Annotated in this window: 23 protein-coding genes and 1 riboswitch; all 23 genes read right to left on the bottom strand. The window is 31.6% G+C overall.

Annotated elements, in window-relative coordinates:
- Positions 1-87: 87 nt before the first annotated feature.
- The 23 genes from mgsA to purM all read right to left on the bottom strand — a co-directional run bounded on the left by mgsA (position 88) and on the right by purM (position 21361).
- Positions 88-462: a methylglyoxal synthase gene (gene mgsA / locus ABDZ69_RS02960; RefSeq protein ID WP_343766385.1), complete on the bottom strand. Its 375-nt coding sequence runs from the start codon at positions 460-462 to the stop codon at positions 88-90.
- Between the two features lie 11 nt (positions 463-473).
- Entirely contained in the window at positions 474-1595 is a 1122-nt protein-coding gene (gene rodA, locus ABDZ69_RS02955; protein ID WP_343766383.1) for a rod shape-determining protein RodA, read from the bottom strand.
- A gap of 84 nt (positions 1596-1679) precedes the next feature.
- Complete coding sequence (gene minE, locus ABDZ69_RS02950) at positions 1680-1946, bottom strand: cell division topological specificity factor MinE (RefSeq protein WP_343766381.1); 267 nt, start codon at positions 1944-1946, stop codon at positions 1680-1682.
- Between the two features lie 11 nt (positions 1947-1957).
- Positions 1958-2755, bottom strand: a complete 798-nt coding sequence (gene minD / locus ABDZ69_RS02945) for a septum site-determining protein MinD (RefSeq protein WP_343766379.1) — start codon at positions 2753-2755, stop codon at positions 1958-1960.
- 14 nt (positions 2756-2769) lie between these two features.
- Complete coding sequence (gene minC, locus ABDZ69_RS02940; RefSeq protein ID WP_343766377.1) at positions 2770-3402, bottom strand: septum site-determining protein MinC; 633 nt, start codon at positions 3400-3402, stop codon at positions 2770-2772.
- Between the two features lie 119 nt (positions 3403-3521).
- Positions 3522-6332, bottom strand: a complete 2811-nt coding sequence (locus tag ABDZ69_RS02935; protein WP_343766374.1) for a penicillin-binding transpeptidase domain-containing protein — start codon at positions 6330-6332, stop codon at positions 3522-3524.
- 14 nt (positions 6333-6346) lie between these two features.
- Entirely contained in the window at positions 6347-6838 is a 492-nt protein-coding gene (mreD, locus tag ABDZ69_RS02930) for a rod shape-determining protein MreD (protein ID WP_343766371.1), read from the bottom strand.
- Positions 6839-6847: 9 nt separating this feature from the next.
- Positions 6848-7690, bottom strand: a complete 843-nt coding sequence (gene mreC / locus ABDZ69_RS02925) for a rod shape-determining protein MreC (RefSeq protein ID WP_343766368.1) — start codon at positions 7688-7690, stop codon at positions 6848-6850.
- A gap of 2 nt (positions 7691-7692) precedes the next feature.
- Positions 7693-8709, bottom strand: coding sequence for a rod shape-determining protein (locus ABDZ69_RS02920; protein WP_343766366.1), 1017 nt, complete (start codon positions 8707-8709; stop codon positions 7693-7695).
- Positions 8710-8727: 18 nt separating this feature from the next.
- Complete coding sequence (radC, locus tag ABDZ69_RS02915) at positions 8728-9414, bottom strand: RadC family protein (RefSeq protein ID WP_343766364.1); 687 nt, start codon at positions 9412-9414, stop codon at positions 8728-8730.
- A 14-nt stretch (positions 9415-9428) separates the two neighbouring features.
- Positions 9429-10007 (bottom strand): Maf-like protein, encoded by a 579-nt coding sequence (locus ABDZ69_RS02910; RefSeq protein WP_343766362.1) that lies wholly within the window; start codon positions 10005-10007, stop codon positions 9429-9431.
- Between the two features lie 184 nt (positions 10008-10191).
- Positions 10192-10902 carry a hypothetical protein gene (locus ABDZ69_RS02905; protein ID WP_343766359.1) on the bottom strand — a complete coding sequence of 237 codons (711 nt, stop codon included), beginning with the start codon at positions 10900-10902 and terminating at the stop codon, positions 10192-10194.
- A 98-nt stretch (positions 10903-11000) separates the two neighbouring features.
- A complete protein-coding gene (locus ABDZ69_RS02900; RefSeq protein ID WP_343766356.1) occupies positions 11001-11612 on the bottom strand; it encodes a C40 family peptidase in 612 nt (203 codons plus the stop codon).
- Position 11613: 1 nt separating this feature from the next.
- Positions 11614-11762: riboswitch (cyclic di-AMP (ydaO/yuaA leader) on the bottom strand.
- A 149-nt stretch (positions 11763-11911) separates the two neighbouring features.
- Positions 11912-12553 (bottom strand): lactate utilization protein, encoded by a 642-nt coding sequence (locus ABDZ69_RS02895; RefSeq protein WP_343766352.1) that lies wholly within the window; start codon positions 12551-12553, stop codon positions 11912-11914.
- 16 nt (positions 12554-12569) lie between these two features.
- Positions 12570-13076, bottom strand: coding sequence for a GNAT family N-acetyltransferase (locus ABDZ69_RS02890; protein ID WP_343766350.1), 507 nt, complete (start codon positions 13074-13076; stop codon positions 12570-12572).
- A 105-nt stretch (positions 13077-13181) separates the two neighbouring features.
- On the bottom strand, positions 13182-13922 hold the full coding sequence (locus ABDZ69_RS02885; RefSeq protein WP_343766347.1) for a YebC/PmpR family DNA-binding transcriptional regulator: 741 nt from the start codon (positions 13920-13922) through the stop codon (positions 13182-13184).
- Positions 13923-14168: 246 nt separating this feature from the next.
- Positions 14169-14813 (bottom strand): YigZ family protein, encoded by a 645-nt coding sequence (locus ABDZ69_RS02880; RefSeq protein ID WP_343766345.1) that lies wholly within the window; start codon positions 14811-14813, stop codon positions 14169-14171.
- Positions 14801-15466 (bottom strand): HEAT repeat domain-containing protein, encoded by a 666-nt coding sequence (locus ABDZ69_RS02875; protein ID WP_343766342.1) that lies wholly within the window; start codon positions 15464-15466, stop codon positions 14801-14803. The genes ABDZ69_RS02880 and ABDZ69_RS02875 overlap by 13 nt, the downstream gene beginning before the upstream one ends.
- Positions 15467-15478: 12 nt before the next feature.
- Positions 15479-16885, bottom strand: a complete 1407-nt coding sequence (gene pdxR, locus ABDZ69_RS02870) for a MocR-like pyridoxine biosynthesis transcription factor PdxR (RefSeq protein WP_343766339.1) — start codon at positions 16883-16885, stop codon at positions 15479-15481.
- A 105-nt stretch (positions 16886-16990) separates the two neighbouring features.
- On the bottom strand, positions 16991-18241 hold the full coding sequence (gene purD / locus ABDZ69_RS02865) for a phosphoribosylamine--glycine ligase (protein WP_343766336.1): 1251 nt from the start codon (positions 18239-18241) through the stop codon (positions 16991-16993).
- Positions 18242-18254: 13 nt separating this feature from the next.
- The gene (purH, locus tag ABDZ69_RS02860; protein WP_343766333.1) at positions 18255-19754 is read right to left on the bottom strand and encodes a bifunctional phosphoribosylaminoimidazolecarboxamide formyltransferase/IMP cyclohydrolase; all 1500 of its coding nucleotides are present in this window, start codon (positions 19752-19754) and stop codon (positions 18255-18257) included.
- A gap of 12 nt (positions 19755-19766) precedes the next feature.
- Positions 19767-20375 carry a phosphoribosylglycinamide formyltransferase gene (gene purN / locus ABDZ69_RS02855; RefSeq protein WP_343766330.1) on the bottom strand — a complete coding sequence of 203 codons (609 nt, stop codon included), beginning with the start codon at positions 20373-20375 and terminating at the stop codon, positions 19767-19769.
- Positions 20363-21361, bottom strand: a complete 999-nt coding sequence (gene purM / locus ABDZ69_RS02850) for a phosphoribosylformylglycinamidine cyclo-ligase (RefSeq protein ID WP_425544638.1) — start codon at positions 21359-21361, stop codon at positions 20363-20365. Before purM ends, purN begins: the two co-directional genes overlap by 13 nt.
- Positions 21362-21363 lie beyond the last annotated feature (2 nt).

The raw sequence follows: 21363 nt of genomic DNA, 5'->3' as shown, positions 1-21363 counted from the left end.
AATACAATATATCAAATATATATTGAAATTTTTTTTAAATATAACCTTTTCTTCAATAAAAAAAGAGCTTGTCTAAATAACAAACTCTTAAAAGTTATGAGCCTTTAAAGCCTTTATAAATATTTCTGCCGAGCCTACATTGGTAGCTAGCGGTATATGATGCACATCGCATAATCTTATTAGTGCAGTAACATCAGGTTCATGTGGCTGTGCTGTAAGAGGATCTCTAAAAAATATAATAAAATCAATTTTACCCTCTGCCAGTTTTCCTCCTATTTGTTGATCTCCACCTAAGGGGCCGGATAAAAATCTATAAACCTCTAAACCAGTATTTTCTGATATAAGCTTTCCTGTTGTGCCTGTGGCAAAAAGTTCATGTTCCTCAAATACTTCTTTGTATCTTTTCACAAATTCAATCATATCTTCTTTCTTCTTGTCATGGGCTATTAAAGCAATTCTCAAATTAATTCCTCCTAAAAATTTATTTTTTTTCTTCTCATACCAACATTTAAAATCAGCGCTATAGACATAAAGGTAGAGGTTAACGAACTTCCTCCGTAACTCATAAGGGGCAGCGTTATTCCAGTGATGGGCATAACACCAATTGTCATGCCTATGTTTTGAAGTATACCAAATATGAAAGTAGAGGTTACTCCTATACATAACATTGACCCAAAAATATCCTTTGATGTTTTAGCTATATTAATAAATTTATAGAGTAATATGCCATACATTAATAATAAAAATATAGCTCCAATAAATCCCCACTCTTCTCCAACTACAGAAAATATAAAATCCGTATGAACTTCTGGTATAAATCCTCCAGCAACTTGGGTACCTTTACCGAATCCTTTACCTATTATGCCACCAGATCCTATACCTATTTGCGATTGTATAAGTTGAAGATTTGCTCCCAGTTCATCAGCTCCAGGATTTATTAAAGATATTAATCTAACCTTCCAATAACCATACATTAAAGGAGTATTCCAAATCAAAGCTATAAGTCCAATCACCGAGGCGAAACCTCCCACAATAACTTTTAAGTTTAGTCCAGCGGCAAAAAACATTCCCAGGACTATAAAAAAACAAACCATTGTCATTCCCATATCCGGTTGTATTACTATCAAAATCATAGGAAGAATAGCATAAAAGGCTAATTTAATAAAATTATTAAAATCATTAATATCTCCTTCCATATCATTTAACAGTTTACTTATCATAAGTATCATACCAAGCTTTGCAAATTCTGAAGGCTGTCCAATAGTGACAGAGCCTATCTTCATCCACGAACTTGCTCCATTTACAGTAGATTTAAAAATTGTATCATTTAAAAATAACAGTATTATTCCAAACCAATATATTATTTTTACATAACCTTGTATCACAGAATAATCAACTAGCAAAATGCAATACATTACAAATAATCCTAAGCCTATCCATACTATTTGAGATTTAAAAACAGCTATTCCCGCCCAGGTTTTTGTTGCACTATATATATTTAAAGATCCAAAGAAAGCTATGATTAAAACCACAAATATCAATCCAAAATCTAACTCTCTTAACAATTTTCTATTAATCTTTAGTTTTTCAAACATCTCAAATATCCCTCCAATACAAATATGATTATATCAATGTAAAACAAAAAAAGCTATGTGTAAATTTACACATAGCCTTAAAAATTATCTTCTTTTCAACATTTTTCTAATAGGAATATTTGCAACTAAGGCAGGAGAATTGCCCTCATCTTCATCGGAAGTAGTCATTTTTATTTCTAACTCTTCCCTATCAATTTCAACATACTTAGATATTACATTCATTATCTCTTCTTTAATATTTTCCAATAATTCAGGAGATACAGTAGCTCGATCATGTATTAATATTAATTTTAATCTTTCCTTTGCTGTATCCTTTGAAGCTTTCTTTGAGAAAAACCCTAATAAATCCATTAATATCACCCCTACTTAATTCCAAAGAGTTTTTTTAATGAATGTATGAGACCGCCTTCACTAGTTTCCATTGCTATAAATGGCACTTGATCTCCTGTAATTCTTCTGGCAATATTACTAAATGCTTTTCCGGATAGTGCCTTATCATTTAAAACTATAGGTTCTCCCTTGTTTGTTGAAATTGTAATATTCTTATCATCTGGAACAATTCCTATTAATCTTATAGCTAAACTATCTAATATGTCATCTACATCTAACATATCTCCATTTTTAACCATATCACTGTTGATTCTATTAACAATAAGCTGAGGATCTTCTACCCCCTTAGCTTCTAATTTACCAATTACTCTATCTGCATCTCTAACAGAAGTGACTTCTGGATTAACAACTACTAGCGCTCTATCTGCAGCAGCTACTGCATTTTCAAAGCCTTGTTCAATACCTGCTGGACAATCAATTAATACGTAGTCAAAGTCTTCTTTTAGTTCATAAATGACTTTTACCATATCTTCTTTTTTAATATCATCTTTATCTCTTGTTTGAGCTGTAGGAAGCAAAAATAGATTAGGAAATCTTTTATCTTTTATAAGCGCTTGCTTTAATTTACAATTTTCTTCTATTACATCCATAAGAGTAAAAACTATTCTATTTTCAAGTCCCATTAACACATCTAAATTTCTTAATCCAGTGTCTCCATCTACAACAACAACTTTTTTACCCATTGAGGCTAAAGCTGTTCCTATATTGGCAGTGGTAGTAGTTTTACCAACTCCACCTTTGCCTGATGTTATTACTATAGCTTCTCCCATATAATTTCCCTCCGTTATATAAATTTGTTAGGCAAATAAGGTTCTACGACTATGGTACTTCCTTTAATTCTTGCTACTTCAGGGTATTGAGGTTTTATACTTTCTTCAGGGGCCCTTGTAGCAACCCCTCCAATTTGAAGTATTTGAGGCTCTAAGCTAAAGGCTGCAACTATGGCTTTTTCATTTCCACCTTTACCTGCATGGACATGTCCTCTTAAAGCTCCAAGAACAATTACATTGCCTCCTGCATAAATTTCTGCTCCCGAGTTAACGTCTCCAACTATAACTACGTTGCCAACATAGTTAATAACTTGTCCACTTCTTATTGTTCTTCTAATAAACTTTGTTCTTCCCTCATAAATGCCTGAAAAAACTTTATCATTTTTGTCTTCTTCATTCTCAAAAATACAATCTTTAATAAGTATTTCGTCAAAGAGCACATCTCTAAGCTTTCTTAAATCTTTATCATTTATGTATTTTAATTCTGTAGTAATTTTTAAAGTACACCCCTTATAAAATACCTTGCCTTTAGATAATCTCTCTATTAAAGAATCGAGCATTTCTTCAAAATCTTTAAATTTATTCATATTTATTATTGCATTTATTCCTTCTTTGTTTCCTTTGATTATAATTCCATCATCTAACATGCTTTTCTCCTCCAAAGTAGGTATAAGTTTATATTTCAACAAATATTGCCTAATTCCTTCTATTTATTATATTATTTTTTAAATAAAGGCATATACAAAGAAAGTATACGCCTTTATCATCAATTAACATGTTCAAATTTATAGTTTATTTTACTTAACTCTTCTTTAAAATACGCCTCATAAATAGCCTTAGCTACAGGAGTAACATAACCTCCATGACCACCATCAAAGACTATAACACAAACAGCAATTTGCGGATTGTCATAAGGGGCATATCCTATATACAAGCCAGATGACGTTCTTCCTACTCTTTCTTGATTTTCACTAGAAGTGGACGAACCTGTTTTACCTGCTGTAGGTATAGGGAAATCTCCAAGTACCGAAGAACCTGTACCCTCATCAAAAGATGTAACCGCAAACATGCCTTCCCTGACAGCTTTAAGAGTTTCAGGCTTAAGCGTTACTTTGTCTAGTATTTCTGGTTTAACTTCTTGAATTACATTTCCCTCGGAGTCTAAAAATTTATCTATAAGATGTAATTTATATCTTGTTCCTCCATTAGCTATCATTGCTGCAAAATTAGCCAATTGTAATGGTGTAAAGTTATTAGAACCCTGACCAATTGAAGCATTATATACATTACCTGGTCTTAAAGCTTCCTCTTCTACAGCATAAACATATTTATAAACCTTACTCATTACAGAAGATATATCTCCGTCAGTAAAGTTCTTACTACTCATTGTAGGGGCTTTTTGAACTAACTCCTTTAACTTTGATTTTAAAACCTCTGAAAAATTAGTTACATTTCTATATCTCATATGCTTTATTATAGTACTTTGAATATCTTTCTTCATGTCTTCTATTTCTTTACTATCCTCAGCTCTAACTCTTAAATCAATGCTCTTTTTAAGTTGAAATAGCTCATCGTATAGAGACCATATAAGTATATTTGAAGCTTTATTTTTTTCTGTTTGAACATTAAATACCTGGCCAAACAACTCTGGTATCTCTATACCCGTAGTAGGCTTATCAACATCATGAGGTGCTCCTAGTCCAAACTTCCAAGCATATTCCGCTAAAGTATCTAATCCTTTATTATACAATCTATCTCCCACTTCATAGAAAAAATAGTTGTTAGAATAAGCTAGTGCTTCCACTACATCAATATTTCCCTTACTAACGGCATTCCAGCTTCTACCCCTGTATCCGTATTTAGTATAAACTAAATTGTCATATATTCTTTCATTTGGTCCTAAAACATTCTCTTCTAGACCTGCTATTGCCGTTAATGGTTTAAAAGTAGAACCTGGTGCTGTAAAGGAAGAAGTTGCGTAATTAAAAAAAGGCTTTGGATATATATCGTACTCATCTTTTCTCATAGAATTTCCGTCCTTTGTTTTTACGCTGGGAAATAATGAATCTACTTCAATATTTAGTCCTCTATTACTAATATAGTTTTTAGCAAACTCCTCATAATTAGGATTGAAAAACTTATTGTATAAATCACTGGTTAGCTTTCCTGGTATGGAAAAAATGTTAGGATCAAAACCAGGTCTACTAGCTAGTGCTATAACTCCTCCAGTCTTTACATCCACAACTACCGCTGCACCTCTTGTAGCATTGGCAGTAATAACCCCATCATAACTTTGATTAGGATTTTTTCTTAAGTTTTCCATTACCTTATCCAAGGTTTTTTCTGCAGCTAGCTGAACCCCATTATCAATAGTAAGTTTCATAGTCTGCCCTGGATAAGGTTCTCTTCTTCCTAATTCTTCGATGATTCTTCCTTGTTTATTTAGCTTAACAATCCTTCCACCCTTTGAACCCTTTAATCTGTCCTCAAAAACTGATTCTAATCCTGCAACTCCTACATAATCCGTACTAACATCATATCCTTTTTCTTTATATCTCTCTACTTCTCCGCTAATTTTTGAAATATACCCAAGAAATGCTGATCCTAACTCTCCATTTGGGTAATATCTTACCGGTTGAGTAGTAACATCTATTCCTGGAAGATCATTTAATCTCTCTGAAAAAGCAAAAGCCGCTTCCTTTTTAATGTTATTTCCTATAATCACAGGCTTGTATCCTGAAAAGCTCTGCATTTTCATTGTATCTTTTATAATAAGATACTTCCTCTCCTTTTCTAATGGATATTTAATTTTATCTACACTATAGTCAATAATAATGCTTTGTAAAATTTCTGGTCTATCTTTAACTTTACTACTTTTGTACTCTTCCGCCCTTTTTTTAAACCCTGCAGTATCCTTAATATTAAACCTCTTAATCATTATAGTGTAAGCTTCTTCTGGAGTAATTCTATATTGTTCTAAAAGATTTTTAAAATCTTCTTTCGGATAAATTTTATATCCTTCTATCAATAATTTATAAGTTTCTTCCGGAGTAATTTTTAATAATTCTTCATTTACTCTTTTTATCTCTTCATTAGTAAAGGAATCTTTTTTATCTGGAAATAACTTTTTCTCAATAGCTTCGTTTAATCCTCTATCTCTCTTAAATCTAACTTCTAATATTTTTCTTGCATCTGCATCATTTGTTTTAAATTCAAATCTAAAAGGATTAATTTTCAGTTCAAAATCATCTTGAATTTTTTCACCATTTTCATCTAAAAGTTTAAACACCTTATCCATAGTTTCAAAAAAGTACTTTTTATTATCACTAGTTTCGTTATATACCAATATATAACTTTGAATATTCGTAGCTAATAGGGAACCTTTCTTATCTATTATAGGTCCTCTAGGAGCTGAATCAGGAACTTCTGTTATAGCCGTAGCATTTGCCCTTTCCTTATAATATTCGGTGTTTTTTATTTGAAGTATTCCCAATTTTGTAACCAGAATGGAGTATATTACAGCTATTATAAGAAAGAAGGCTGTAAATCTATTAAACTTTGTTTTTTTATCTTTCATACTTCACCATTCCTTTAAAATTTCCATCTTTTCTCCATAAAATCTTTGCTACACAACTTAAATATAAATCTATATGCTACAATAGACAAAAGCATATTATATAAAGAATTAACTAAGATACTTCTCAATGAAGTATTTACTTTAACAATATATAATAATATAAATAGAATTAATCCTTTAAATATACTTAAAAGAAAAGTGGATACCACTGGAATTAAAATTTTTTCCTTAAATATATTTATACCAATATACCCTGCTATAACACAACAAATCATATTGGCAAAAGCATTTACTCCTAAAACATTATTAAAATAAACATCCTGTAATAAACCTGCATAAGCACCAAGCCATAAGCCTTCATGACTTCCATTTATAATTGAGTAATTTATAACAAATACAAAAACAAGACTAGGAATATACCCGCCAATAGATAAAAAAGGGATTATTGAATTGTCTGCAATAAAAAGAATAAGTGTTATAAAAAATAATGTTGCTATCTTTTTCATGTCAATCACCTAATACTTTATATCTAATTTATTTTTAGGAATTACTATAAAAACCTCTTCTAATTTAGAAAAATCAACAAAAGGTTGTATAAGAGCATTTTTCATAACCTTACCTTTATCTTCTTCCACATCTACAACATTCCCTATTTTAATGCCTTTTGGATATAGAGTACTTCCTGATGTCAATATGGAATCCCCAACTTTAATATCAGAGTCTAATGGTAGATAATAAAGTTTAGCTAGTTTTTTATTCCTACTATCCTTATATCCCTTAACTACTCCTACGCTCTCCCTAGATCTTTGTACTATGCCTGTAACCGCTATATTCTCACTAGACAAGGTTTGAATTATTGCCCAATTATCTCCTATGGAAGCCACTTGACCAACTAGTCCATCCTTTGTGAGAACCACCATTTGTTTTTCAACTCCATCTTTTCTACCTTTATTAATAATTAATTCTTCTAGAAATGTTCCTCCGCTTTTACCAATAATATCACAGCCTATATAATTGTATTGAGAATTTTGATTCTTAAAATTCAACATTTCTCTAAGTCTTTCATTTTCCGATTTTAGTACATCATAATCTTTTTCTTTATCTTCTAATTCTAAATTTCTTTTTTTTAACTCTTCATTTTCTTTTTTAACCTCAGAAAAGTTAGTTATAAAACCAGTAAACCCTTTAATTTTAGTATTAAAATTATAGAAAAATCCTTGCACAGGATTTATAGTAGTTCCCACACCATTTTCCACAAAAGACACCTTGTTCTTCTTAGCACTATAGTTAATTAAACTTAAAAATGTAACTGACAGTACAATTATAGTTACTGCCAGTTTGTTTTTTAAAAAGCCCATATTTATCTTTTTCTCTTGCTACCTAATAATTGGTCTAAAGTATCTAATGCTTTCCCTGCTCCTATGGCAACACAATCTATAGAAGCATCTGCTATGTGAACGGGCATGTGGGTTTCTTTATTAATAAGTATATCTAATCCTTTAAGTGAGGCTCCTCCACCTGCAAGCATTATTCCTTTATCCATAATATCTGAAGCCAGTTCTGGTGGTGTTTTTTCTAAGGTGCTTTTTATAGCTTCTATAATGGAAGCTATCGGTTCTGATAAAGCTTCTCTTACTTCATTTTCTGAAATCTCTATAACCTTAGGCAAACCACTTATTAAGTCTCTACCTCTTATTTGAATTATTTCGTTTTCTCCAACATCATACGCTGATCCTAATTGAATTTTTACATTCTCAGCTGTTCTTTCTCCAACCATTAAATTAAAATTCTTTTTAATGTAGCTTATTATTGCTTGGTCAAATTCATCTCCTGCAACTCTTAAGGATTTACTAGTTACTATTCCCCCTAAGGAAATAATTGCAACTTCTGTAGTACCTCCTCCAATATCAACTATCATGCTTCCTGTAGGCTCATTAACTGGAAGTCCCGCTCCTATTGCCGCTGCCATAGGTTCTTCCATAAGCAATACCTCTCTAGCTCCTGCTTGCTTTGCAGCAGCTTCTATGGCTCTTTTTTCTACCTCTGTAACTCCAGACGGGAAACACACTACTAATCTTGGACTTGTAAAAGCACTTTTTGCACTTACTTTTTCAATAAATTTCTTAAGCATTGTCTGAGTAACATCAAAATCCGCAATTACCCCATCTCTTAAAGGTCTTATAGCCACTATATTTCCAGGTGTTCTTCCTATCATTTGCTTCGCTTCCTCACCTACTGCTAAAACTCTCTTTGTATCACTATTAATAGCAACAACAGAAGGCTCTCTTAAAACAACACCTTTTCCTTTTACATATATTAAAGTATTAGCTGTCCCTAAATCTATTCCCATATCTTTAGATATTCCAAACATTCCCATTAACATTTCTCCTTTCAATCACATCATATCTTTTTCTTTTAAACTTATATAAACTCCATCTCCAATTATTATATGATCCAATAAGTCTATACCAATAATTTTACCACATTCCTTTATTCTCTTGGTAATGTTAATATCTTCATTACTTGGTAATGGATCACCAGAAGGATGATTATGACAAATTATTATTGATGAACTATTATTTTTTATTGCTTCAGAAAATATTTCTCTTGGATGAAGAATAGAGCTATTGAGACTTCCTATAAATATATCCTTAATTTTAATAACAGCATTTTTCGTGTTTAACATAATTAATTTAATATATTCTTGCTTTAAATATCTCATTTCTTCCATAACTAAATAAGCCGCATCATTAGGTTTAGTTATTTTATAGCTATCTCCCGACTTAAAAGACTTAAATCTTTTAAACAACTCTGATAGAGCTAAAAGTTGACATACTTTAGCCTCTCCAACACCATTAATTTGCATTAATTCTTCTCTAGATAATTCTAAAACTCCGTTTAAGCCTCCAGAAATTTCTATTATTCTTCCACATAAATTTAAAATATTTTCACTCTTACTACCAGTTCTTAATAAAATTGCTAATAGTTCAATATTAGAAAGACTTTTGCTTCCATATCTTAAAAGCCTTTCCCTGGGTCTTTCGTTCTTTGGTAAATCTTTTAATTTCAAGTTCTCTTTCATTCAACTACTCCCTTTTAAAGATTTACCCCCATCTCCTTTAAAACGAAATACAAAGTATTTATGGGAAGCCCTACCACATTGTAGTAACACCCATTAATTTCTTCTACAAATATTCCTGCAAAGCCTTGAATTCCATAGGCTCCTGCTTTATCGAAAGGTTCTTCACTTTCTATGTATTTTTCTATTAGTTCATCGGAAAGGGAAGAGAATTTAACTTCCGTACATACACTTTTAGTAATGATAGAGTTATTTTTTTTATTATAAACGCAAAGACCTGAATAAACATGATGAACATTTCCACTTAATTCTCTAAGCATTTGAAAAGCTTCTTCTTTGTTTTTTGGTTTTCCTAAAACTTTGTCCTTTAATGACACTACTGTATCACATGCAATAATTACAGTATCATATTCTTCTGTACTATGTGCTACATTCATGCATTTTCCTTTTGCAAGTTTCTCTACATAAGAAGAAGTATTTCCATCATAAGGTACTAAGTCTTCATCGAATTGGCTTACTATAACCTCAAAGTCTGATAGTATTCTATTTAATAACTCTTTTCTTCTTTCTGAAGCTGATGCTAAAATAATTCTCATTTTTCCACTTCCTATATCAGTTTTTAGTTATTATTGCCAAATTATAAAAAAATATATCATTTACCTTATATAGTTTATCATTTATATAATTCATTAACAAGTATGTATACTACATTGTTAATAATTTTTTTGCAAATTAAAACAGCCATTTCACTCAAATTTATGAGCAATAGGCTGTCTACTTTTAATCTACTTTATTCAAATAATTGTATAGAAATATATAATTTTCTTCTAGATTCTCCTTATATATTTGTTCTGGAAGAGATTGTACTTTATTTTTTATTTCATTTAACTTTTCTATGTTTTTGCCTGACTTATCTATTCCATTCAATGAAGCAACCCATGCCTTCAGCTCTTTTGTTTGTATAGACTTAACATTTTTTTCACCTAATTTACTTAATATCTGCAAATATGCATTTACTATTTGAGCTCTTTGAAAATCAGAAGCCTCGTTATATGTTATTTGAAGTATTAATCTAGAACTCTCTATTTTTTCCTTTGCTAATTCTTCAATAATCTTTTTACTTTCTTCCTCACCATATACTCCTAGAATTACTCTTTTAAATTCCCCTTCCGTTACTACAAAGGGACTTCCAAAGGGTACTAATTTATTTTTATTTTCCTTTGCATACTCTTCATTCTTGAACATACCGCCTTGAACGGCAGCATATTTGACAATCTCACCCTTTGTAAAAACTACTTCCTTATCCTTTTTATCATCATTAATTCCTATTTTATTTTCTTTTTCAGTGGTAGAAGTCTTATCTTTTATATTTTTTAGAATAACTCCTCCCGCGAAGACTAATGAAATCATGAATATAAACGTAATAATAAAAGAAATAGCTTTGTTTTTCTTTTTTCTTTTTATATCATATCTAGTGTATCTTATTTTCATCACCCCGTTTTAAAATATTATCTCTATAAATAATATTTATAACTTGGGATTTTTATGACACTAAAAAATAAACCCCACATAATTTGTGGGGCAAATAATTATCTAAGTATTCTTCTAGCACCTGCATATCTAGAAACATAATAACTTCCTGAAAGATCACTTATGGTAACTTTTCCACTTCCTGAAGAGGCATGAATAAATTGTCCTCCCCCTATGTATATACCAACATGGGATATACTACCATATGTATTAAAAAACACTAAGTCACCTGCTAACAATTCACTTTTCTTAACCGATTGTCCAACTCCGAACTGTGTTCCTGTATAGTGACCCATTCCTACTCCAAATGCAGCGTAAACATACTGAGTGAAACCTGAACAGTCGAAAGCTTTTGGTCCTGCTGCTCCCCATACATAGGGTCTACCTAAAAAATTATAGGCATAGGACACAACATCACTTCTTCCACTTCCACCTCTACTGTATGAAACCGACATTCCTGACGCCGAATTAGAGCCCTTTGACTCATCATTTTTCTTTGGAACTATTATAACTTTGTCTGTTTTCACTGTAGCTGATCTTACTGCCATTCCTTTGCTGTTTAAATCAATAGTTGCATCTGCTTTTACAAAATCTACTCTTATTATTGTCAATCCTAGAAATAATAGAAAAAACACTGCAATTGAACTTAACTTTTGTCTTGAAAAATTCATTTTCTTCCACCTTTCCTGCCTCCGAAGTTAGCTGACGGGTTCGGGCAAAGGTTACCCTACTTAGCAGTATTAATATATTGCTAAGATTAACCCCTTTTTAACTGGTTCCTCCGTACTTAAGATAATCTTAAGATTCAGCACCTCTTCCATTATAATTGAAATTGTAATATAAAGTCAACAATATTTAAGAAATTTTTAAGAATTATCTATTTATTTATAGAACTTTTATGTATTTTAATCGTATAACAATGTATTTTCATAAAAGAGGGTATTAAGCAGTACACTTAATACCCTTATAATTAATACCCTAATTCTTTACCAACAATTATTACTTTTATTCTTCCTTTAATTAGCTGTCTTTTTAAAACTACATAGGCACTGCATATTCTTTCGTCTGTAGTGCATTCAGCACAATATCCTAACTTAGCGCAAGTGGTGTTTTTATTAAGTCTTCTTGCATTCACAGGAGCAGCTAATGTTTTAATTCTAGTTTCTGCTTCCTCTAGATTTTTTACTATCTTATTAACTCCTGCTATTATAATTACTTGATCAGGACCAAACATCATTGCTGCCACTCTATTGCCTCTCCCATCAATGTTATATAGCTCACCTGATTCAGTCAAAGCATTTGTACTACAAATATAGGTATCTGCTGAAATAGCATCCCTATATAGTTTCTTTAGGTCCGCTGGAGATAATTCCTCATCATATCTATCTAAAAAATTATATTCTCCACTTCTTAAGTAATCAATGACTCCTGTTTCAAACAAAGTCATTGAGCCACCAACTGTAACTGTTGAATTTTGTTTTAACAATTCCTTTAACTTTTCTTTTAACTCTACTTCATCTTTAACATAATATCCTTCCATATTATTTTTCTTTAATCCTTCAATAGTCCTTTGAACTTTCTTCTCTAAATACCATAAAAGATTCTTGTCCACTCAAATCCCCTCCAAATTATTTTTTTAAAATGAGCATATCCATTTGTTTGCCATTTATGTCATAATAATTTTTAGAAACTCTTTTAATTTTGTATCCGTTTTTTTTAAGAAATTCTATGGTTCTGAAACTATCTCTCATAACTGTTGTATAAAAATACTCTATATTATATTCTCTATTTAAATAACTATTAACCTCATCAATTACTCTACTTCCAATACCTTTTCCTCTATATTCATAATCTATCATTAAACACCATATCCAGGCCTCTGAGGGGTTTTTAAATTCCACTCTTCCTTTCAGTATACCTATGGTCTTGTTTTCAAACTGTATTTTACTAAAAAATTCATTTTCACTTATATAATATTCTAAAAATCTATCGTACAATTCGCTTACTTCTATGGGATATACACTTTCTTCCGCAAATTCACTCTGTTTATAAAGCCATTTTTTTATATCATCTACGTCATTTTTTTGAATATTCACAACTTTTATATTCTGCCACTGTACATTTAAGTCTAACATAGCTTCACCTCATTCCTTATTTATTTTTATTCTACAAAAATAAATAAATTCCTTTTTATTTAATAATTTTAAATAAAAAAAAGAAATTCCTCATTGAGGAACTTCTTACCCTTCGAATTCTTCTGGGAATTCTCCATTATGCCAAACGTTTTGAACATCATCATCATCTTCTAGTTTATCTATAAGTTTTTGTATAGTTTCAGATTCTTCCATAGAAAGACTAACTGTAGTATCTGGAATCATTGTAAACTCCGCTGATAAGAACTCAAAGCCCATTCCCTCTAAAGTTTCTCTTACCCCTCCAAAATCTTCAACGGAAGTTATTATTTCAAATACTTCTTCTGATGGTTGAAAGTCTTCTGCTCCAGCTTCTATTGCTGCCATCATTATTTCTTCTTCATCCATATCTTCTTTTCTTTCAATTACTATTTGTCCTTTTTGTTGGAACATCCATCCTACACAACCATTAGCTCCAAGGTTTCCACCGAATTTTGTGAAAGCTGGTCTTACATTACCTGCTGTTCTATTTTTATTATCAGTTAAAGCAGCTACTATTACTGCAACTCCAAAAGGACCATATCCTTCATAAGTTATTTCTTCATAATTTACGTTTTCTAATTCTCCAGCGCCCTTTTTGATTGCTCTCATCATAGTATCTTGAGGCATATTATTTGCTTTTGCTTTTGCAATAACGTCTCTTAACTTACTATTAGTTTCAGGATTAGCACCACCATTTTTAGATGCAAGAGCTAATTCTTTCCCTATTTTAGTGAATATCTTCCCTCTCTTAGCATCTGCTTTCCCCTTTTTATTTTGTATATTATGCCACTTAGAATGTCCTGACATATTTTTCTCCTCCTTAAACTTTAAAAGTTGCGACGCAACTTTTCAGATGTTTAGATCCATAGATGTTTAGATGATTAGATAATGGGGAAATTCTCACGGAATTTCTTTAATAATAAAACTCCTCAGGAGTTTTCACAATATCTATAAATCTAAAAATCTAGTTATCTAGATATCTGAAAAATTACTACGTAATTTTTCTAAAAACCGAAAATATTATACCATATTGCCCTATATAAACTCAAATTTTTATTCTTCATATAATCTATTTTCAATTTTGAAATAATATCTCTCTTCATCTTTTGTGAATTCACCTTTTCCTGAAGTACACTGAACTACTTCCTTTTTTATTATTTCTCCTGAATCTTCTGTACATAAGATTATGATTTCCACCTTATCAGTATATATAGTGTCTTCTATATGCCAGTTATTTTGTCCGCATAAATACTGAATTTTTCCTAGAAGGTCATAATCTATAAAAATATGTAGTGCATATCCTTTTACTCTTTCTACCACGCCTGCATCCTTAATAGCTTCAGCTGCACCTTTACTATAGGCTCTAACGAGTCCTCCTTTTCCTAGTAGAATCCCCCCAAAGTACCTTGTAACAACCACAGCGGTATTAGTTATGCCATTTTTCTTAATAACATCTAATACTGGTACTCCAGCTGTTCCCTGGGGTTCTCCATCATCACTATATCTTTGAATTCCCATATTTTCTCCTATAATATAGGCATAGACATTATGAGTGGCTTGATTATGCTCACTCTTTATTTTATTCACAAATTCTTTAGCTTCATCTTCAGTATAAACTCTTTTAGCATGACCTATAAATATTGATTTTTTTTCTTCAAATTGTGAACTTACCTCATCTTTAATAGTTAAATACGCCATTTTTCAAATTCCTCCATGTATTTTAAAGCCGCTCTTTTTAAATATTCCTTTGGTGAAGTTTCTAATATTACTTTTATCTTATCATAGGCTTTTTCACTATTTAACTTGCTTAATCCAGTTATTGCATAAAGCACTACCTGAGGGTTTTCATCCTCTAACGCCCTAATTAAAGGCATTTCTAAACTTATATCTTCTATTTTACTCATAGCTGAAATTGCCATTCTTCTTACATTCACAAATTTGTGAACAGAAGCCTTCAATAATATATCCTTGCAACTTATTTCTTTTAATTCTCCAATAATCCATATAGCCGTTTCCTTTTCCTTAGGATACATTTCTACATAGTTATTTTTTATATAATTTATAAGGTTATTTTTCATTCCTTCTCCAATAGAATTAATTATTTCTAGTTTATCATTTTTACCTGCTTTAGAAATATTTCTTAATAATTCTTTTTCATTTTCACTTTTAGCTAATATGCCATACTTTATTTTCCCTTCTATAATGTGACTTTGAGCTATTTCCTTTGTTATATTTCTAATTTTGCAAATAGCTTCAATTCCTTTTCCTTCTAGAAATAAAAAGTATGTAATTTCTTCTTCAGAATAGCTTTCAATTTTATCCCATTGTAAATTTATTAAACCTTTATTCAAAATTCTCTCTCCCTATTTACACTGTTTAAATATATTTTTAATTATTCCCAATCCCTTTTCAATAGAATATAAATCCGTTTGTGAAAAACTAAGCCTAAAGTACTCTTTTCCTTCTTTAGGGTTTTTGTAAAAAATTATTCCTGGAGTTATTAATACCCCGTCTTTTTCGCACTGATAAAACAATTCCATACTATCTATAAGCCCCTCTTTAATTTTCACATAAAAGTGAAGCCCTCCACCAGGAAGTATAAAATCTACATATTCTTCTAAAGCCTCTAAGGCATTTCTAAAAAATTCATACCTCTCTCTGTAAATTTCATTTAGCTTCTTTATATGCCCTTTCCACATTCCGTCCTTTATATACATATCTAAAACTCTTTGCATTAAGCTAGAGGTGGCAATATCTGTATTCACCTTAGAATTTTGTATATTTTCTTTAAAATCATGGGGACTTATAAGATAACCTAATCTTATACCTGGAAGAAATATCTTAGAAAAACTCTTTATATATATGACCCTATCATTGGTGTCCATGCTCTTAAAGCTTACATATTCATCACCATTATATATTAGTTCAGATAAGTAATCATCTTCTATAATGTAAAAATCATAAATTTCTGCCATATTTAATAATCTTCTTTTCTTAATGCTACTATAGCTAATTCCTGTGGGGTTTTGAAAATAACTCATTATATAAACACATTTTATCTTATTTTTCTTCAAAACTTTTTCTAATTCATCTAAATCCATTCCATCTTCTTGTAATTCTATTTCAACAACATTTGCTCTCCTCCACTTAAAGACTGTTAAAGCCCCTCCATAAGTTGGCTTTTCAACTACTACATTATCATTTACATTTATCAAAGCCTTAGACACTATATCAATCCCTTGCTGTGCACCTGAAACAATTAAAATATTATCACTATCTACACTATTTCTCCAAAAATATTTATCTATACTTTCCCTAAGCCCTTCATAACCTAGAGCCTCTTGATAAACTAATGCCTCCGTACCATCTCTATCTAATACTTTATTAATAACTTCTTTAAAGGAAGATACAGAAAAGAGCTCACTACTGGCAGCTTCCCCTGAAAAGTCTATATAATTTCTAAGCTTTTCACTGCTTATTCTTCTCACCACATTACTATATTTCTTCTTGAAATTTATTGCCACTTCTTTTCTCTTAGCATAGGTACCGCTTCCTATCTTCTGAACAGCGTATCCTTCACTCTCTAATTTATTATAAGCATTAACAATAGTTACATTGTTTACATTTAATTCTTCCGCTAATTTTCTTATAGGGGGAAGCTTCTCTCCATCTTTTATTTTATTTTCATCTATTAATTTTTTAATATGAATTGCAATTTTTTTGTATTTAGGAATTCCAATTCCCTCTAAATTTACTAGGTACTTTTTCAAAGTTCTCCCTCCCATCCTTATTAATTCTTACATTAATTATACACTATAATTGCATATTCAAAACAAAAATACACGCCTACAACATAATTTGGCGTGTATTTTTACTTAAATTTCCCCTATATCTTTTCTAAAATATGCTCCTTCAAAGTGAACCTTATGAATATTAGAATAAGCCCTCTCTCTAGCTTCTCCAAGGCTTTTTCCTAAAGCAGTTACATTTACTACTCTTCCACCGGATGTAACTAACTCTCCATCTTTAAATACTGCTCCTGCAATAAAATTTTTACCTCCATCTTCCCTCTCTTCTAAGGTAACAGGAAAGCCTTTTTTATACTCTCCAGGATATCCTCCTGAAACTAGCGTAACACAACAGGAACTAAGATTTTTCCATTCTACATTAAAACCCTTTAGTTTTTTATCTAAAGCTCTCTCTATTAATTCTACAAAATCACTTTCCATCAGTGGTAGAACCCCTTGAGTTTCAGGATCCCCCATTCTCACATTGTATTCTAGTAGATATACCCCTTTAGAGGTAATCATTAAACCGAAAAATATAATTCCTATGAAATCTATGCCTTCCTCTTTTATTCCCTTAAGGGTAGATTTCATTATATTTTCCTCAAATTCCTTCATTACCTCTTCGCTGCAATATGGATTTGGTGCTATAACTCCCATGCCACCAGTATTAGGCCCCTTTTCTCCATCAAAAATCTTTTTATGATCCTTAGCAGATATAAAAGGTATTATGGTTTCTCCATCGGTTATGGATAAAATTGACGCCTCCACTCCTTGAAGAAACTCTTCTATAACTACGGTTTTCCCTGAGCCTTCAAATATATCGTCTAGTATAAAGGAGTTTATTGTATCTTCTGCTTCCTCTAAGGTACTAGCAATTACAACCCCTTTACCTGCTGCCAATCCATCAGCCTTAATTACCACAGGGTAGTCACATTCTTTTAAATAACTAATAGCCTTTTCAACCTCAGTAAATACTTCGTAAGCTGCGGTCTTTACACCATATTTTTTCATAAAGTCTTTTGCAAAGCTTTTACTTCCCTCAAGTTTAGCTCCTTCTTTTGAAGGTCCAAATATTTTAAGTCCTTTATCTTTAAATTCATCCACTATACCCTCACATAAAAACACTTCTGGTCCTACTATGGTTAAATCTATTTTTTCCTCCAATGCAAAGGAGAGTAATTCTTCTATTTCCCTTAAATTTATATTTTCACATTTTTCTTCTAAAGCTGTTCCCCCATTTCCAGGTGCACAGTATATTTTTTCTACAGAAGGATTTTGTGAAACCTTCCAAGCTATAGCATGTTCTCTTCCACCAGAACCTATTATTAAAATCTTCATTATCAAATTCCTCCTAATGTTTAAAATGCCTTATTCCTGTAAATACCATGGCAATTCCTAGCTTATTGCATTCATCTATGGAATCCTTGTCTTTAATAGCTCCTCCTGGTTGTATAATAGCTTTAATTCCATATTTTGCGGCCTCTTCTACTACATCATTGAAAGGAAAGAATGCATCTGAGGCAAGAATTGCTCCTCCTTTTGCTCTTTCTAAAGCTTCTTTTGCTGCCCAAATCCTATTAACTTGTCCTCCACCAATGCCAAGAGTTTGCCCTTTTTCTACTACAACTATGCCATTGGATTTTACATACTTCACAACCTTCATACCAAAAATCATATCTTTTAACTCCTCTTTTGTAGGAGCTTTTTCAGTTACTATCTTTATATCTTCTATAAGCTTGTTATCCACGCTTTGAACTAAAATTCCACCATCTACTTTAGAAAGCTCATATTTATCCTTTGGTTTATAGTTACACTTAATCACCCTTAAGTTTTTCTTTTCACTTAATACTTTTAATGCCTCCTCTGAAAAACCAGGTGCTATAACTATTTCTAAAAAAATCTTTGATAATTCTTTTGCCGTATCCTCATCCACTTCCCTATTAAAGGAAACTATTCCTCCAAATATGGATATAGGATCACCCTCAAAAGCTTTCAGGTAGGCTTCTCTAGCATTTTCTCCCAAAGCAACACCACAAGGAGTATTGTGTTTTACCGCACAGCAGGCTACTTCTTCAAATTCATTTACCACCTTCCAAGCGATATCCATATCTTTAATATTGTTATAGGATAGTTCTTTTCCGTTAAGCTGGCAAAAATCCTTCATAGCACCCTCTTCTACTGTAGATACATAATAAGATGCAGTTTGATGACCATTTTCTCCATATCTTAAATCCATAGCTTTTTTATAAGATAAATTTAAGTACTCAGGATATTCTTCTTCTAACATGAAATTACTAATGGCTGCATCATAGGCAGAGGTTAGATTAAATACCTTGCCAGCTAAATATTTTCTAGTTTCGTAATTTACTTCTCCCTTTTCTCTTAATTCCTCTATTATTTTTGAATAATCCTTAGTATCCGATAAAACTATTACATCTCTAAAGTTTTTCCCCGCACTTCTAAGCATAGTAGGTCCACCAATGTCTATAAACTCTACTTTTTCTTCAAAGCTTATATCCTCTTTAACCTTTTCAAAGAAGGGATATAAATTTACCACTACCATATCAATAGTTGTAATATTATGCTCCTCAATGGTTTTCATATGGCTAACATTATCTCTTATAGCAAGAATTCCCCCATGAATATATGGGTTTAATGTCTTTACCCTTCCATCTAACATCTCTGGGAAATTGGTAACTTCACTTATGTCTATTACTTTTATTCCATTGTCCTTTAAATATTTATAAGTCCCTCCAGTGGATATAATCTCCACGTTATTTTCCTGTAGAAAACTGCCAAGCTCTAATATTCCATCTTTATAATAAACACTTATCAAAGCTCTTTTTATCATAATGCACCTCCACTAAATAACAAATATTTTTCTTCCCTGAACCTTAATTTTTCCCTCTATATAAAGTTTAACCGCTTCCGATAAAGCTTTGTGTTCTTCCTCTAAAACTCTCTTTTGAAGAGTTTCTTCACTGTCGCCCTCTAATACAGTCACTGTTCTTTGAAGAATTATAGGTCCTGTGTCTGTCCCTTCATCTACAATATGAACGGTACACCCCGTAACCTTTACTCCATATTCAATGGCAGCTTTATGAACCTTTAATCCATACATACCATTGCCCATAAAGGATGGTATTAAAGAAGGATGTATATTAATTACTCTGTTTTTAAACTGTTCAATAATCTTTCCTTTTAATATAGATAAATATCCCGCTAGCACAATTAAATCTACTTTTCCATCTATTAAGCTTAATATCTTATCGCTTAATTCATCCTTGTATTCTTTTTTATCAGCTACATAAGTATCTATACCAGCCTTTTTAGCTCTCTCTAAAGCAAAAACCCCTGGTTTATCACTAATAACACACTGTATTTTGCAATTTAAAAATCCACTTTCTATATTGTCTATTAAAGCCTGAAGATTACTACCGCTGCCTGATACAAGTACTGCTATTTTATACATACATCCTCTCCTCCAGCCTGAACATGGCCTATTTTATAAGACTTTAATCCTTCATCGCTTAAGAAGTTTATAATGTCATCAGCCCTATCCTCTTCTACACATAGAACAAAACCCGTCCCCATATTGAAAGTATTGAACATTTCATTTTCTGGTACTCCTAGACTTTGTATATACTTAAAGATTTCTGGAATAGGTAATTTATCCTTTTGGATTATAGCTGTAAAATTTCCTTTAAACATTCTAGGAATATTTTCATAAAACCCTCCGCCGGTAATGTGAGCCATGCCCTTTATCTTAAAGTTATTTATTAATTTTATTATAGGCTTTACATATATCTTAGTTGGAGTTAGTAAAACTTCTCCTATAGGTCTACCATTTAAATCAATAGTTAAATCTGGAATTAACTTTCTAACTAAAGAAAAACCATTGGAATGTACCCCGGAAGATTCTATCCCTATTAAAATGTCCCCTTCTCTAATTTCACTTCCATCAATTACATCCTCTTTTTCTACTACTCCCACAGCAAAACCAGCTATATCGTATTCTCCTTCTTTATAAAAACCAGGCATTTCAGCAGTTTCTCCACCTACTAAAGCGCAACCGGCTTGAATGCACCCTTCTGTTACTCCCTTTACTATTTCTCCTGCCACTTCTGCATTAAGCTTTCCACAGGCTAAATAATCTAGAAAAAATATAGGTTCACCCCCATGGCATAATATATCATTAACGCACATGGCAACGGCATCAATTCCAATAGTGTCATATTTATTTAATCTAAAAGCTAAATCAAGCTTAGTACCTACTCCATCAGTACCAGATACTAAAATCGGGTCTTTATAATCCTTAAAATCCTTTAATCTAAACATAGAAGCAAAGCTTCCTAATCCATTTAAAACACCAGGAATCATGGTTTTTTTAGTATGTTCTTTGTATATAGAAACTGATTTATAGCCTTCTTCAATATTTACTCCACTTTCACTATACATAC

This window comes from Clostridium malenominatum (assembly GCF_039521365.1).
Classification (GTDB): domain Bacteria; phylum Bacillota; class Clostridia; order Clostridiales; family Clostridiaceae; genus Clostridium_AW; species Clostridium_AW malenominatum.
The sequence above is the reverse complement of the archived record's forward strand: the minus strand, read 5'-3'. Positions and strand labels throughout refer to the sequence as shown.

Excerpts from the sequence above, each read along its gene's own strand:
- mreC (WP_343766368.1), bottom strand. The coding sequence starts at position 7,690 with ATGGGCTTTTTAAAAAACAAACTGGCAGTAACTATAATTGTACTGTCA.
- ABDZ69_RS02900 (WP_343766356.1), bottom strand. The coding sequence starts at position 11,612 with ATGAATTTTTCAAGACAAAAGTTAAGTTCAATTGCAGTGTTTTTTCTA.
- purN (WP_343766330.1), bottom strand. The coding sequence starts at position 20,375 with ATGTATAAAATAGCAGTACTTGTATCAGGCAGCGGTAGTAATCTTCAG.
- minE (WP_343766381.1), bottom strand. The coding sequence starts at position 1,946 with ATGGATTTATTAGGGTTTTTCTCAAAGAAAGCTTCAAAGGATACAGCA.
- ABDZ69_RS02890 (WP_343766350.1), bottom strand. The coding sequence starts at position 13,076 with ATGTTAGACTTAAATGTACAGTGGCAGAATATAAAAGTTGTGAATATT.
- ABDZ69_RS02880 (WP_343766345.1), bottom strand. The coding sequence starts at position 14,813 with ATGGCGTATTTAACTATTAAAGATGAGGTAAGTTCACAATTTGAAGAA.
- purM (WP_425544638.1), bottom strand. The coding sequence starts at position 21,361 with ATGTATAGTGAAAGTGGAGTAAATATTGAAGAAGGCTATAAATCAGTT.
- mreD (WP_343766371.1), bottom strand. The coding sequence starts at position 6,838 with ATGAAAAAGATAGCAACATTATTTTTTATAACACTTATTCTTTTTATT.
- ABDZ69_RS02935 (WP_343766374.1), bottom strand. The coding sequence starts at position 6,332 with ATGAAAGATAAAAAAACAAAGTTTAATAGATTTACAGCCTTCTTTCTT.
- ABDZ69_RS02885 (WP_343766347.1), bottom strand. The coding sequence starts at position 13,922 with ATGTCAGGACATTCTAAGTGGCATAATATACAAAATAAAAAGGGGAAA.
- minD (WP_343766379.1), bottom strand. The coding sequence starts at position 2,755 with ATGGGAGAAGCTATAGTAATAACATCAGGCAAAGGTGGAGTTGGTAAA.
- rodA (WP_343766383.1), bottom strand. The coding sequence starts at position 1,595 with ATGTTTGAAAAACTAAAGATTAATAGAAAATTGTTAAGAGAGTTAGAT.
- purD (WP_343766336.1), bottom strand. The coding sequence starts at position 18,241 with ATGAAGATTTTAATAATAGGTTCTGGTGGAAGAGAACATGCTATAGCT.
- ABDZ69_RS02920 (WP_343766366.1), bottom strand. The coding sequence starts at position 8,709 with ATGGGAATGTTTGGAATATCTAAAGATATGGGAATAGATTTAGGGACA.
- ABDZ69_RS02910 (WP_343766362.1), bottom strand. The coding sequence starts at position 10,007 with ATGAGAATTATTTTAGCATCAGCTTCAGAAAGAAGAAAAGAGTTATTA.
- ABDZ69_RS02905 (WP_343766359.1), bottom strand. The coding sequence starts at position 10,902 with ATGAAAATAAGATACACTAGATATGATATAAAAAGAAAAAAGAAAAAC.
- purH (WP_343766333.1), bottom strand. The coding sequence starts at position 19,754 with ATGATAAAAAGAGCTTTGATAAGTGTTTATTATAAAGATGGAATATTA.
- radC (WP_343766364.1), bottom strand. The coding sequence starts at position 9,414 with ATGAAAGAGAACTTGAAATTAAAAGATTTACCAAAGAACGAAAGACCC.
- minC (WP_343766377.1), bottom strand. The coding sequence starts at position 3,402 with ATGTTAGATGATGGAATTATAATCAAAGGAAACAAAGAAGGAATAAAT.